Annotated in this window: 8 protein-coding genes and 2 rRNA genes; 1 reads left to right on the top strand and 9 read right to left on the bottom strand. The window is 40.8% G+C overall.

The window, feature by feature from the left end:
* Window positions 1-16: 16 nt before the first annotated feature.
* The 3 genes from uvrA to FH508_RS03355 all read right to left on the bottom strand — a co-directional run bounded on the left by uvrA (window position 17) and on the right by FH508_RS03355 (window position 5,412).
* Window positions 17-2,881, bottom strand: coding sequence for an excinuclease ABC subunit UvrA (gene uvrA / locus FH508_RS03365; RefSeq protein WP_173478110.1), 2,865 nt, complete (start codon window positions 2,879-2,881; stop codon window positions 17-19).
* 7 nt (window positions 2,882-2,888) lie between these two features.
* Entirely contained in the window at window positions 2,889-4,868 is a 1,980-nt protein-coding gene (uvrB, locus tag FH508_RS03360) for an excinuclease ABC subunit UvrB (protein ID WP_173478111.1), read from the bottom strand.
* Between the two features lie 301 nt (window positions 4,869-5,169).
* A complete protein-coding gene (locus tag FH508_RS03355) occupies window positions 5,170-5,412 on the bottom strand; it encodes an IDEAL domain-containing protein (RefSeq protein ID WP_173478112.1) in 243 nt (80 codons plus the stop codon).
* Window positions 5,413-5,640: 228 nt separating this feature from the next.
* Between FH508_RS03355 and FH508_RS03350 the strand changes: the two genes are divergently transcribed.
* On the top strand, window positions 5,641-6,150 hold the full coding sequence (locus tag FH508_RS03350) for a competence protein ComK (RefSeq protein ID WP_173478113.1): 510 nt from the start codon (window positions 5,641-5,643) through the stop codon (window positions 6,148-6,150).
* 480 nt (window positions 6,151-6,630) lie between these two features.
* Here FH508_RS03350 and prfB read toward each other — a convergent pair.
* The 6 genes from prfB to FH508_RS03320 all read right to left on the bottom strand — a co-directional run bounded on the left by prfB (window position 6,631) and on the right by FH508_RS03320 (window position 15,151).
* A protein-coding gene (prfB, locus tag FH508_RS03345; protein WP_217270185.1) for a peptide chain release factor 2 occupies window positions 6,631-7,732 on the bottom strand; the annotation gives its coding sequence in 2 pieces (ribosomal slippage) (window positions 6,631-7,656 and window positions 7,658-7,732; 1,101 coding nt in all).
* Window positions 7,733-7,895: 163 nt separating this feature from the next.
* Window positions 7,896-8,072, bottom strand: coding sequence for a hypothetical protein (locus tag FH508_RS03340; RefSeq protein WP_173477680.1), 177 nt, complete (start codon window positions 8,070-8,072; stop codon window positions 7,896-7,898).
* 89 nt (window positions 8,073-8,161) lie between these two features.
* Window positions 8,162-8,719 carry a competence protein ComK gene (locus FH508_RS03335; RefSeq protein WP_228134368.1) on the bottom strand — a complete coding sequence of 186 codons (558 nt, stop codon included), beginning with the start codon at window positions 8,717-8,719 and terminating at the stop codon, window positions 8,162-8,164.
* A gap of 362 nt (window positions 8,720-9,081) precedes the next feature.
* A complete protein-coding gene (gene secA / locus FH508_RS03330; RefSeq protein WP_173478114.1) occupies window positions 9,082-11,595 on the bottom strand; it encodes a preprotein translocase subunit SecA in 2,514 nt (837 codons plus the stop codon).
* A 442-nt stretch (window positions 11,596-12,037) separates the two neighbouring features.
* A 5S ribosomal RNA gene (gene rrf, locus FH508_RS03325) occupies window positions 12,038-12,153 on the bottom strand.
* A gap of 70 nt (window positions 12,154-12,223) precedes the next feature.
* A 23S ribosomal RNA gene (locus tag FH508_RS03320) occupies window positions 12,224-15,151 on the bottom strand.
* Between the last annotated feature and the right edge of the window lie 76 nt (window positions 15,152-15,227).

Raw genomic sequence — 15,227 nt, 5'->3', positions numbered from 1 at the left:
TTTACTGATTGAAAATTTATTTAGATGCCTCTGCTAAAGCAGCTTCCATACGCATTCGATCACGTGTTAATATCGGTTTTAAATATTTCCCTGTATAAGAGCCAGCTACTTCCACTACTTCCTCTGGCGTTCCTGTTGCAACAATGGTACCACCCTTGTCGCCACCCTCTGGCCCCAAGTCAATAATGTAATCCGCTGTTTTAATAACATCTAAATTATGCTCTATAACAAGTACAGAGTCACCATTTTCAACAAGTCGTTGCAACACAAGCAATAAGCGTGCAATATCATCCGCATGTAAACCCGTTGTCGGCTCGTCTAAAATGTAAAATGACTTACCTGTTGAACGGCGATGTAATTCTGAAGCCAATTTCACACGCTGTGCTTCACCACCAGAGAGAGTCGTAGCAGGTTGTCCTAATTTCATATACCCTAACCCTACATCAACAATCGTTTGTAATTTACGTTGGATTTTAGGAATATTTTCAAAGAACACTACCGCATTTTCAATTGTCATATCTAAAATATCCGCAATACTTTTATCTTTATATTTCACTTCTAGTGTTTCTCGGTTGTAGCGTTTTCCATGACAAACTTCACATGGCACATAAACATCTGGCAGGAAATGCATTTCAATTTTAATGATTCCGTCGCCACGACATGCTTCACAACGACCACCTTTAACGTTAAAGCTAAAACGCCCTTTTTTATAGCCGCGTACTTTTGCCTCATTTGTTGTTGCGAAAACATCTCGAATATCATCAAATACACCTGTATACGTTGCAGGATTTGAGCGTGGCGTTCTTCCGATTGGTGATTGGTCAATATCAATGACTTTTTCCAATTCCTCTAACCCTGTGACTTCTTTATGAGCACCTGGCTTCACCTTTGAACGATTAAGCTTTTGTGCTAAAGATTTATATAAAATTTCATTAATTAGCGTAGATTTCCCTGAGCCAGAAACACCTGTCACTGCTACAAATAGACCTAATGGTACATCTACTTTAACGTTTTGAAGGTTATTTTCCTTTGCTCCTAAAATAGATAGTTTACGACCATCTGGTTTACGACGCTCGATTGGGAGAGGAATAAATTTCTTGCCACTTAAATATTGCCCTGTTAACGACTTAGGGTTATCCATTACTTCCTGTGGTGTACCTGAGGCAACAATTTGTCCCCCATGTACACCAGCCCCTGGTCCAACATCAATAAGATAATCCGCTGCGAGCATTGTATCTTCATCATGTTCAACTACAATTAGCGTATTTCCAATATCACGCATATTTTGTAACGTACTAATAAGACGGTCATTATCACGCTGGTGTAGCCCTATTGATGGCTCATCTAAAATATAAAGCACACCCGTTAAGCGAGAACCGATTTGCGTTGCTAGGCGAATACGCTGAGCCTCCCCGCCTGAAAGTGTCCCCGCAGCACGATTTAATGTTAAATAGTCTAACCCTACATTCACTAAGAACCCGAGTCGTTCTTCAATTTCACGCAAAACTAGTTTTGCAATTTGCATATCCTTTTCAGATAAATCGAGCTCTTTGAAAAACGTATCGGCATCCTGAATCGAATACTCTGTTACTTGTCCGATATGCTGATCGGCAATTTTCACTGCTAATGTTTCGGGTTTTAAGCGGTAGCCTTTGCATGATGGACAAGCTTGTTGTGCCATATATTTTTCCATTTGTTCTCGTACATAATCCGAAGTTGTCTCCTTAAAACGACGCTCTACGTTACGAACAACACCTTCAAATTCAATCATTTGATCTCGCACATTGCCAAACTCATTTTCATAATGGAAGTGAATTTTATCTTTACCTGAGCCAAATAAAACCTTATCCATCTTTTCTTTAGGTATATCTTTGACAGGTACATCCATTGGAATATCGTAATGGTCACATACAGCTTTTAATAGCTGTGGATAATATTGTGAGCTTGTAGGCTCCCACGGTGCAATAGCATGCTCTAGTAATGAGCGATCCCAATCTGGCACGATAAGATCCAGATCAACCTCTTGTGTCGTGCCTAAACCGTCACAGCTTGTGCACGCTCCAAAAGGACTGTTAAATGAAAACATACGAGGCTCTAATTCCCCAATTGAAAATCCACATAATGGGCAAGCATGATGTTCGCTAAATAATAATTCTTCATGCTCCATTACATCTACAAGTACGCGCCCTTCCGCCAATCGAAGTGCTGTTTCTAATGAATCACTAAGACGAGCTGCAATTCCTTCTTTTACAACAACACGATCGACTACAACTTCTATCGAATGCTTTTTATTTTTATCAAGATCAATTGCATCATCTAAATCGCGTAATTCTCCATCAATTCGTACACGAACAAAGCCTTGCTTCTTCAAATCCTCAAGTATTTTTACATGTGTCCCTTTACGCCCAGAAATCATTGGTGCAAGTAATTGCATTTTCGTACGTTCTGGGTAGACGAGCAAACGATCCACCATTTGCTCAATCGTTTGAGACGTAATCTCAATACCGTGATTTGGACAAATCGGCTTGCCAATACGAGCAAATAGTAAACGCAAATAATCATAAATTTCCGTAACTGTTCCGACTGTTGAGCGTGGGTTTCGGCTCGTCGTTTTTTGATCGATTGAAATGGCAGGCGATAGCCCTTCTATTGCATCTACATCGGGTTTATCCATTTGGCCAAGAAATTGGCGAGCATATGCCGATAATGATTCGACATAGCGACGTTGTCCTTCAGCGTAAATCGTATCAAACGCCAATGATGACTTTCCAGACCCAGATAAACCTGTTATCACAACTAATTGGTCACGTGGAATTGTGACATTTATATTTTTTAAATTATGTGCTCGTGCACCTTGCACGACAATTTCTGTATTTTTCACAAGCCAATCACCCTTCTGCTTTCAATTCAAATATTGTATCGCGAAGCTCTGCTGCACGTTCGAAATCAAGTGCTTTTGCCGCTTCCTTCATCTCCAATTCAAGAGTAGCAAGTAATTTCTCTCTTTCTACTTTCGTTAACTTTTTGCCTTTTGTTGCTTTTGTTACATAAGACTCCTCTTCCTCTGCCACCTGTGTCGCACGAATAACATCTGGAATCTTTTTGACAATTGTTTTCGGTGTAATACCATGTTCTTCGTTGTAAGCCATTTGAATTGTACGGCGGCGTTTTGTTTCCTCAATAGCCTTTTTCATAGAATCAGTCATATTGTCCGCATACATGATGACATGACCATTCGCATTACGTGCAGCACGGCCAATTGTTTGAATAAGAGAACGCTCTGAACGTAAAAAGCCTTCCTTATCTGCATCTAAAATTGCTACTAGTGATACTTCAGGAATATCTAAGCCTTCACGCAATAAGTTAATGCCGATAAGTACATCATATGTACCTTTACGAAGTTCGCGGATAATCTCGATACGCTCTAGTGTCTTAATCTCTGAATGTAAGTATTCCACTTTTAAGCCCATTTCCTTCAAATAAGCTGATAAATCTTCCGACATTTTTTTCGTCAATGTTGTAACAAGTACACGCTCATTGCGCGCAATACGATCATGTATTTCATCAATTAAATCATCAATTTGCCCTTCAATTGGACGAACATCAATTAACGGATCTAATAATCCTGTTGGACGTATAATTTGTTCTACCATTTCTGGAGTATGTTCAATTTCATATGGGCCAGGTGTTGCTGATACATAAATTGCTTGATGAATATGTTTCTCAAATTCCTCAAAACGTAATGGACGATTGTCTAGTGCAGATGGTAAACGGAAACCATGCTCTACAAGAACACCTTTACGCGCCTGATCCCCATTATACATACCCCGTACTTGTGGTAATGTCACATGGCTTTCATCAACTACAAGTAAAAAGTCCTCTGGGAAGTAATCAAGTAACGTATAGGGTGTTGCTCCAGCTTCACGTAATGTTAAATGGCGTGAGTAGTTTTCAATACCTGAGCAAAAGCCCATTTCTCGCATCATTTCTAAATCATAGCGTGTACGCTGTTCTAAACGCTGCGCCTCTAATAGCTTATCTTCTGCTCGCAATAGCTCAAGACGTTGCTCTAATTCTTGTTCTATATTGTCAATTGCTTTAAGCATTTTTTCTTCACGCGTAACGAAGTGGGATGCTGGGAAAATGGCTACATGGTCTCGATCTGCCAATATTTCTCCCGTTAAAGCATCTACCTCTCGAATTCGATCAATTTCATCTCCGAAAAATTCGACACGTACGCAATGTTCATCACGAGATGCTGGGAAAATTTCCACAACGTCTCCTCGCACACGGAACGTCCCACGAGTAAAACTAATATCATTGCGTTCATATTGCACGTCGACTAATTTTCGAAGTAATTGATTGCGCTCAATTTCCATCCCTGTGCGAATTGAGACAACCAATTCCCGATATTCTTCTGGAGAACCTAAACCGTATATGCAGGATACGGAGGCAATAATAATAACATCATCGCGTTCAAAAAGTGCCGAAGTAGCTGAGTGACGCAGCTTGTCGATTTCATCATTAATGCTTGAATCCTTTTCGATATACGTATCGGTTTGCGGAACATACGCTTCGGGCTGAAAGTAGTCATAATAACTTACAAAGTATTCAACCGCATTATTTGGGAAGAACTCTTTGAACTCACTATATAATTGACCCGCAAGTGTTTTATTGTGGGCCATAATCAGTGTTGGTTTTTTTATTTGCTGAATGACGTTAGAAATCGTAAACGTTTTACCCGTCCCTGTTGCACCAAGTAATGTTTGATGTCGTTTCCCTTCACGTACACCCTCCACTAATTCTGCAATCGCCTGTGGCTGATCCCCATTAGGCTGATATGGCGCCTGTAAATCAAATGTTTGCACGCATGTCCCCGTCCTTTCCTTCCAATTTGTACATATATTTTAGCATAGCAGTATTAAAATATCGAACATTTAACGAACGAATGTTTGTTATTTTTTCATTTTCAATTTTTGGTATGTCTCTTTCAGTTACGATCAACTTCTATCCTTTATACCCATGATTAGATATATACCCATTCTTTAATCATAGAATTCTAGAAAAATAAAAGATTTTACAGCAAGCAATAATCTATCGGCACGCTTATCGTCTAGTTCATGAGACAAAAAAATCCGCTCTCCTGTAGTGGAGAGCGGTTTTATCATATTATTCACTTGCTACTTTGTGTAAAGCTTCTAGTTCAGTTGCGTATAAGTGAAAAGCTTTTTTATCTCGTTCATCGAGTGTTCTATCTATCAGAACCATTAGCTGTTCTTCACGATGTATACGCTGGATATGATTTAAAAATAAATCTAAATAAATCTCGTTCAATAATTTCTCTGCCTCATCAATTTTTTTGGACTGACCAACGGCTTTTAGAAAATCTGTGTACGAATAATATTTATCCAACGATCTCACCTCGATCCTTTTCTAAATTATAAGAAAATTTAGATTAAAATGCAACGCTAAACAAATAAAAATCATCTATTATTTATTAGAATTATAGCGTAATTTCGAGCAAATCCCTTAGGAAAAAGCATCAAATTTCTATATATTTTAAGCTTAAATCTATATTTCCAGATTGTATTTTTGTCATTTACACTACAAATAATCACTATCAAAAGGAGGTTTTTACATATGTCATCAAATTATGTGAATGGTTATTTAATTTCTTTCAATACTTATTTATTACAACCGATTCAGCATGAATCTAAAGTTTTTACTCGAGTTATCGACAAGCATAATGAGCTTATTGTGACACGCAAACCTTTGCATGTTTTACGCAAATCTTGCATCTCATTAGGCACGACTTATGAAGCGGCAAAACATTCAGCAAAGCGTTTTTTTGGTAATCAACATAAGCTTCCCATAGTCGTCGCATATGATTATGGCTTTCCATGTATTTTTTTACCGACCTATTCACCAAACTCTATACACAATATTTGGATTGGGCTTCATGCTATTTCAAATATTTCACCAAGTAATGAAGGCTGTATTATTACATTGAAAAATGATATGGAAATTGAATTGCCTATTAAATATGCTTCGATTAGTAAACAATTTGTGAATGCTTCCATGCTTTATAAACATTATATGGGTGAGCGTAAACAACTTAGCCATGATGCTCCGTATCATCCACCATTTTAATGAGAAGGTTCACTTGAGTATTAATAAAATATCTACTTGTTAGGGTTAGTAGGAGCTGTCACAAAAAATGCTCTATTCATGTGACTCTTCCTAAAGCGTAAAAACCCACTTCGCTTTCCGCGGGCACACACGTAAGCCGTAACCGTCGCTGTGGCGCCGTTTGTTACGTCTTACGCTCTGTGCGTTCCCGCAGGAGTCTACGTGGGTTTTTACTTAGGAAATATATATATTAATGTTCTACTAGCAGTGCCTAGGAGGATATTGCATAGCTGGAGTTCCTGTGCCATTCTATGCATTGTACTTCTAAAGCGTAAAAACCCACTTCGCTTTCCGCGGGCACACACGTAAGCCGTAACCGTCGCTGTGGCGCCGTTTGTTACGTCTTACATTGGGTGCATTCCCGCTGAATGCTTTGTGGGTTTTTTGTTTGATAACCTTACTAACAAAATTCTGAATTGTTTGAGTGACTGGCACTTATCATTAAATTTTAGAACGTAAATATGCATTGATAAATGGATCTAAATCTCCATCCATTACTGCGCCTACATTCCCTGTTTCTTCACTTGTACGGTGATCCTTAACCATAGAGTATGGATGGAATACGTATGAGCGGATTTGAGAGCCCCAGCCAATTTCCTTTTGCTCACCGCGAATTTCATCAAGTTGTGCTTGCTGCTTATCGATTTCTAATTGATATAATTTCCCTTTTAACATCGTCATTGCTTTTTCACGGTTTTTAATTTGTGAACGCTCTGCCTGACATTGAACGACAGTGCCAGTCGGAATATGCGTAATACGAACAGCTGAATCGGTTGTATTAATATGCTGACCACCTGCGCCTGTTGCACGGTACGTATCAATTTTTAAATCCTCTGTACGAATATCTACTTCAATATTGTCATCGAATTCAGGCATGACATCACATGAAACGAATGATGTATGACGACGACCAGAAGAGTCGAACGGTGAAATACGTACTAAACGGTGTACACCCTTTTCAGCCTGCAGGTAACCGTACGCATTATGCCCTTTAATAGATAGTGTAACGGATTTAATCCCCGCTTCATCACCAGGAAGATAATCGACTGTTTCTACTTTAAATCCGCGTTTTTCAGCCCAACGTGTATACATACGTAATAACATAGAACCCCAGTCTTGAGACTCTGTACCACCAGCACCAGGATGGAGCTCTAAAATCGCATTGTTTTGATCATATGGACCACTTAATAGTAATTGCAATTCAAAATCGCCCATTTTTTGTTGGAATTCTGCAAGCTCACTACCTAACTCCTCCTGTAATTCCTTATCGGGCTCTTCACGTAATAACTCTAGTGTCATATCTAAATTTTCATGTGTATCTACTAACTCTTTATATTCATTCACAATAGCCTTTAAGCCATTACCTTCATTGATGACTACCTGTGCTCCTTGTTGATCGTCCCAGAAGCCTGGCTCTAGCATCATTTCATCTAATTCTTGAATACGTGCCTCTTTGTTTTCTAAGTCAAAGAGACCTCCTAAAGTCCGCCAATTTTTTGGCTGTAGTGTCTAACGCGTTACGTACATCTGCTAATTCAATCATTGCTAAATCCTCCGAACATATTTAATGGATATTACAAGTAAAATCCGTATTATTCTATTATAGCGTTTTTCAAGCGGAAAACATAATTTTTTCAATACGCCAATCCATGATCCATAAAAAATAGTAGTACAAAGCACTTAGCTTATACTACTATTTTTTATGTTCAATTTAGTTTGGCAAGTAAACTTTTCCGAGCTTCTGCATGAATTTTTTGGTCACAATGCTCACATGTCAATCGTCTATTGCGATCCACTTTATAAAGCTGATATTTCCGCGTTCCTTCTAAAAGCTTAAATTGTTTTTTACAGCAAATACAAATCGTTTCATAATAAATCATCAAAGCCTACACCCCTCTGTATTTATTAATTGGATTTCTAATTAGCTAATAATTTTAAGAACAGTTATTGGATAGTCCGTTGCTTCTGTTTTCTAGCATTCATCTTTTTTCGTTTCATCCTCTATCTTAGAGCGAATTGCCATTCGTTGAAATACTTTGACACGATCAAACTGCACAAGTAAATGTTTTGTTCGTTTTTCAAGTTTGTATTTTAATAAAAAAGCTCTCTGAATACGATATTCAAATGCTTTCGGACTCACATCCACAATAATTTCTTGACCGTTCATAAATACAACCTTTGTTTGCTTTTTACCAATAGCAATATAATCATCTATATGATGGACAGCAAACCAAATACACTCTGGATGTAATGGTGACTTACTAGGGAACCACAAAATATTAAACCGTTCATGAACAACAATGGGATTTTTATTGAGCTTACCTAAGATCATCTTTGAACCATCAAAGGCCCCTCGCAAGCTCGAACCAAAATAACGGAGATTAAAATCCATTAATCTTGTAGGAGATAATTTGGATATATATTGATAGTCTCTTTCAATAACTCTCGTACATAAATTTCCAAAGGCATCATACTCAGGCATATACAACATTGTTTCACTACTCATAATGTCTTCACAATTATAATGCAATGATTACTCCTCCTTTAAATCATGTTTATCGTGTGAATTAAAAAGGAATGTACATGTTTATTGGTATATCTATGTACTTCCTCGAGCACGTCTGCTAAAACTACATTACTCGAGAATTTGATTCAACTAACGCATAAATTCACCTCCCCTTTTGTCAAAGAAAGTAAATTCATATGAAAGTGTCTTACTATTTATTTAAATAATCTGCTATACTCATTACTTTCGTTGAACTAAATACCTATTGTTACAATTATTGTATACTTTCGGTTGTCTATTGTCTATTAATTCAGATTTTGGCATTATTTCTTCCATGGCAAAAAAAGATCAATTCAACTTTTCGTTGAATTGATCTTTTCGTATCTTTATTGACCTGCACCATGGCAGTTTTTAAATTTCTTTCCACTACCACATGGACATAAATCATTACGTCCAATATTTTCAGCTTTACGTACAGGTTGTTTCTTCGGTGCTGGAGAACCATCCTCTTTCGGATTCACAGCTTGACCTTTCGCAACCTCTTCACGTTCTAAGTTACTGCGGATTTCTGCTTTCATCGCATATTTCGCTACATCCTCCCGAATTGAAGCGACCATATCCTCAAACATCGCAAAACCTTCTTGTTGATATTCACGTAGCGGATCATTTTGACCATATGCACGTAAATGAATCCCTTGTCGTAATTGATCCATTGCGTCAATATGATCAATCCATTTCGTATCAATTGAACGTAATAAAATAACCTTCTCAAATTCACGCATACGCTCTGGTGTAAGCTCTGCTTCTTTTTCATCATAGCGTTGGTGTACAGCATCAGAAATAATCGAATTAATTTCTTCGGCAGTTTTACCTTGGAAGTCTGCTACTTTTAATGTGCCTTCTTCTAGTAAGTTAGCTGCCACAAAGTCCTCAATCGCTTTTAAGTTCCAATCTTTTGGCTGCTCACCTTGTGTATAAAGACCGACAATATTATCAATTGTTTCCTGAATCATTGACTCTACAAGTTCACGCATATTTTCTGTTTCTAAAACGTCATAACGCTCTTTGTAAATAATCTCACGTTGCTGACGTAAAACATCATCATATTGTAGTAAACGTTTACGTGCATCGAAGTTATTCCCTTCAACACGTTTTTGCGCTGATTCTACCGCTCTTGATACAACTTTCGATTGTAATGGTTGTGAATCATCCATACCAAGACGCATCATCATAGACTTCATATTATCAGAGCCAAAGCGGCGCATTAATTCATCTTCAAGCGACAGGTAGAATTGCGTAACCCCTGGGTTCCCTTGACGACCAGAACGTCCACGTAGCTGATTATCGATACGTCGTGATTCATGACGCTCCGTACCAATTACAGCTAAACCACCAATTTCTAATACACCTTCACCAGGTTTAATGTCAGTACCACGACCAGCCATATTTGTTGCAATCGTAACGGCACCTTTTGAACCGGCATTTGCGATAATTTCTGCTTCACGCTCATGATTTTTCGCATTCAGTACATTATGAGGAATTTTATGTTTATCAAGTAACTGTGAAATAATTTCAGATGTTTCGATCGCAACTGTACCTACAAGTACTGGTTGACCAGCCTTATGACGCTCAGCAATATCCGCTGCTACAGCTTTATATTTCCCTTCCATTGAAGCAAAAATTAAATCTGGACGGTCATCACGTGCAATTGGTTTATTCGTAGGAATTGCAATAACGCTCATATTGTAAATATTACGGAACTCTTCTTCTTCTGTTTTCGCAGTACCCGTCATACCCGCAAGCTTTTGGTACATACGGAAATAGTTTTGGAACGTAATTGTAGCCATCGTCATCGACTCATTTTGAATCTCAACGCCTTCTTTAGCTTCAATTGCTTGATGGAGACCATCAGAATAACGACGTCCCTTCATTAAACGACCAGTAAAGCCGTCAACGATAACAATTTCGCCTTCTTGCACAACATAGTCAACATCATTATGCATACTCACATGCGCCTTTAACGATTGGTTAATGGCATGATTTAAACGTACATGTGTTAAATCAAACAAGTTGTCGATACCGAATGCTTTTTCGGCCTTTTCTACACCTGCATCCGTTAACGTAACGCCCTTTGTCGATTCTTCATACGTGTAATCTGTATCAGCACTTAACATACGTACAAACGCATTAGACTGCTTGTACAACTGCGCTGACTTCCCAGCCTGTCCCGAAATAATTAATGGTGTACGTGCCTCATCAATTAAAATCGAGTCAACCTCATCGATTACAGCGTAGTGAAGTGGACGTTGAACACGTTCTTCTTTATAAAGCACCATATTGTCACGTAAATAGTCAAATCCTAATTCATTATTTGTACTATACGTAATATCTGCATCATATGCAGCACGCTTTTCTTCTTTTGATAAGCTGTTTAAATTTAAGCCTACTGTAAGCCCTAAGAAATTGTACAGCTGTCCCATTTCAGCAGCGTCACGACTAGCCAAATATTCATTGACTGTAACAACATGCACGCCTTTACCAGTAATCGCATTTAAATAAACCGCCATAGTAGCAGTTAACGTTTTACCTTCACCCGTTTTCATCTCTGAAATATTACCTTCATCAAGTGAAGCAGCACCCATAATTTGCACGCGGAAAGGATACATTCCTAATACACGCTTCGACGCCTCACGACTAACTGCAAAAGCTTCAGCACGAATGGAATCTAATTTTTCGCCATCTGCATAACGTTTCTTAAATTCTTCTGTCTTCGCTTGTAGTTGCTCATCTGAAAGCTGTTCCATTTGAGAAGCGAATCCCTCAACTTGGTCAGCGATTTTTTCTAATTTTTTTAACTCACGTTTATTGAAATCAAATAATTTATTTAATAGGTTTGCCATGAATATTTTTCACTTCCTATACGAGTCTCAAATTCCATTTTACCATTGTGTAACAGTTTCATGCAAACAGTGTCCTATAGTAAGGTACAAAACATCGCAAAATAAGTTCATTTTACGACCTTTTTTTACCTTTTAAGCGTAAGACGAGGGTATTACAAATGAAAAAGAAAATAATTTAGTCGTTTATCAATTGACTACACATCTGCATTAAAAATGCCTGCCTCCATGTCAAGTAACTTTAACCTATCCATCTCATAGCAAGTTCATCTTGATTAACAAATCAACACAATGCCATTCTCCTCTTAAACGCTTTGTTCTTATTTGCAATCCCTGTTCATTCTTCAATAATCGGCAAGACAGCTCTATATAAAAGAAAATAGGTAATCTTGCAGTAGAAAATTATAAAAAAAAGCAGAGGTTTAAATCCTCTGCTTACTTTTTTGCCTAGCGACGTCCTACTCTCACAGGGGGAAGCCCCCAACTACCATCGGCGCTAAAGAGCTTAACTTCCGTGTTCGGTATGGGAACGGGTGTGACCTCTTTGCCATCATCACTAGACTTTATATTTAATTGAAAGATGTTATTCTTTCAAAACTGGATAAACGGTTCATTGAATGTTTCAAACTTTTTGGTTAAGTCCTCGATCGATTAGTATTCGTCAGCTCCATGTGTCACCACACTTCCACCTCGAACCTATCTACCTCATCGTCTTTGAGGGATCTTACTTACTTGCGTAATGGGAAATCTCATCTTGAGGGGGGCTTCATGCTTAGATGCTTTCAGCACTTATCCCGTCCACACATAGCTACCCAGCGATGCCTTTGGCAAGACAACTGGTACACCAGCGGTGTGTCCATCCCGGTCCTCTCGTACTAAGGACAGCTCCTCTCAAATTTCCTACGCCCACGACGGATAGGGACCGAACTGTCTCACGACGTTCTGAACCCAGCTCGCGTACCGCTTTAATGGGCGAACAGCCCAACCCTTGGGACCGACTACAGCCCCAGGATGCGATGAGCCGACATCGAGGTGCCAAACCTCCCCGTCGATGTGGACTCTTGGGGGAGATAAGCCTGTTATCCCCGGGGTAGCTTTTATCCGTTGAGCGATGGCCCTTCCATGCGGAACCACCGGATCACTAAGCCCGTCTTTCGACCCTGCTCGACTTGTAGGTCTCGCAGTCAAGCTCCCTTGTGCCTTTACACTCTACGAATGATTTCCAACCATTCTGAGGGAACCTTTGGGCGCCTCCGTTACCTTTTAGGAGGCGACCGCCCCAGTCAAACTGTCCGCCTGACACTGTCTCCTGCCCCGCTAAGGGGCATGGGTTAGAATTTCAATACAACCAGGGTAGTATCCCACCGACGCCTCCTTCGAAGCTGGCGCTCCGAGATCTCTGGCTCCTACCTATCCTGTACAAGTTGTACCAAAATTCAATATCAGGCTACAGTAAAGCTCCACGGGGTCTTTCCGTCCTGTCGCGGGTAACCTGCATCTTCACAGGTACTATAATTTCACCGAGTCTCTCGTTGAGACAGTGCCCAGATCGTTACGCCTTTCGTGCGGGTCGGAACTTACCCGACAAGGAATTTCGCTACCTTAGGACCGTTATAGTTACGGCCGCCGTTTACTGGGGCTTCAATTCGCAGCTTCGCTTGCGCTAACCACTCCTCTTAACCTTCCAGCACCGGGCAGGCGTCAGCCCCTATACGTCACCTTACGGTTTTGCAGAGACCTGTGTTTTTGCTAAACAGTCGCCTGGGCCTATTCACTGCGGCTCTCGTGCGCTTGCACGCTCAAGAGCACCCCTTCTCCCGAAGTTACGGGGTCATTTTGCCGAGTTCCTTAACGAGAGTTCTCTCGCACACCTTAGGATTCTCTCCTCGACTACCTGTGTCGGTTTGCGGTACGGGCACCTCTCACCTCGATAGAGGCTTTTCTTGGCAGTGTGAAATCAGGAACTTCGTCCATACGGACTCGCCATCACAGCTCAACGTTACAGTGTGCGGATTTGCCTACACACACGCCTTACTGCTTGGACGCGCACAACCAACGGCGCGCTTACCCTATCCTACTGCGTCCCCCCATTTCTCAAACGGTGAGGAGGTGGTACAGGAATATCAACCTGTTGTCCATCGCCTACGCCTATCGGCCTCGGCTTAGGTCCCGACTAACCCTGAGCGGACGAGCCTTCCTCAGGAAACCTTAGTCATACGGTGGACGGGATTCTCACCCGTCTTTCGCTACTCATACCGGCATTCTCACTTCTAAGCGCTCCACCAGTCCTTCCGGTCTGACTTCAACGCACTTAGAACGCTCTCCTACCACTGACATCGTAGATGTCAATCCACAGCTTCGGTGAATCGTTTAGCCCCGATACATTTTCGGCGCAGCGTCACTCGACCAGTGAGCTATTACGCACTCTTTAAATGATGGCTGCTTCTAAGCCAACATCCTGGTTGTCTGTGCAACGCCACATCCTTTTCCACTTAACGATTACTTTGGGACCTTAGCTGGTGGTCTGGGCTGTTTCCCTTTTGACTACGGATCTTATCACTCGCAGTCTGACTCCCGTGTATAAATATCTGGCATTCGGAGTTTGTCTGAATTCGGTAAACCGGGATGGCCCCCTAGTCCAAACAGTGCTCTACCTCCAGTATTCTCATCACGAGGCTAGCCCTAAAGCTATTTCGGAGAGAACCAGCTATCTCCAAGTTCGATTGGAATTTCTCCGCTACCCACACCTCATCCCCGCACTTTTCAACGTGCGTGGGTTCGGGCCTCCAGTAAGTGTTACCTCACCTTCACCCTGGACATGGGTAGATCACCTGGTTTCGGGTCTACGACCACGTACTAATTCGCCCTATTCAGACTCGCTTTCGCTGCGGCTCCGCCTTCTAAAGCTTAACCTCGCACGTAATCGTAACTCGCCGGTTCATTCTACAAAAGGCACGCTATCACCCATTAACGGGCTCTAACTACTTGTAGGCACACGGTTTCAGGATCTCTTTCACTCCCCTTCCGGGGTGCTTTTCACCTTTCCCTCACGGTACTGGTTCACTATCGGTCACTAGGTAGTATTTAGCCTTGGGAGATGGTCCTCCCGGATTCCGACGGAATTTCACGTGTTCCGCCGTACTCAGGATCCACTCTGGAGGGAATAAACTTTCGACTACAGGGCTTTTACCTGCTCTGGCGGACCTTTCCAAGTCGCTTCATCTAACTCATTCCTTTGTAACTCCGTATAGAGTGTCCTACAACCCCAAGAGGCAAGCCTCTTGGTTTGGGCTCTTCCCGTTTCGCTCGCCGCTACTCAGGGAATCGATTTTTCTTTCTCTTCCTCCAGGTACTTAGATGTTTCAGTTCCCTGGGTCTGCCTTCAAGACGCTATGTATTCACGTCAAGATACTACGCGATTAAACGTAGTGGGTTCCCCCATTCGGAAATCTCCGGATCAAAGCTCACTTACAGCTCCCCGAAGCATATCGGTGTTAGTGCCGTCCTTCTTCGGCTCCTAGTGCCAAGGCATTCGCCGTGCGCCCTTAATAACTTAACCTAGTTATTAAGCCTATAAAAAACTTAAAAAAATAAATGTGTTTGTTACAATTTCAATGTCGTTTTATCCAGTTTTC

The sequence above is a fragment of the Lysinibacillus sp. CD3-6 genome (assembly GCF_006351725.2).
In the GTDB taxonomy this organism is placed as follows: Bacteria; Bacillota; Bacilli; order Bacillales_A; family Planococcaceae; genus Lysinibacillus.
Note: the sequence above shows the minus strand (reverse complement) of the source record. Positions and strands in the feature narration are given on the sequence as shown.

Excerpts from the sequence above, each read along its gene's own strand:
- FH508_RS03350 (WP_173478113.1), top strand. The coding sequence starts at position 5,641 with ATGTCATCAAATTATGTGAATGGTTATTTAATTTCTTTCAATACTTAT.
- secA (WP_173478114.1), bottom strand. The coding sequence starts at position 11,595 with ATGGCAAACCTATTAAATAAATTATTTGATTTCAATAAACGTGAGTTA.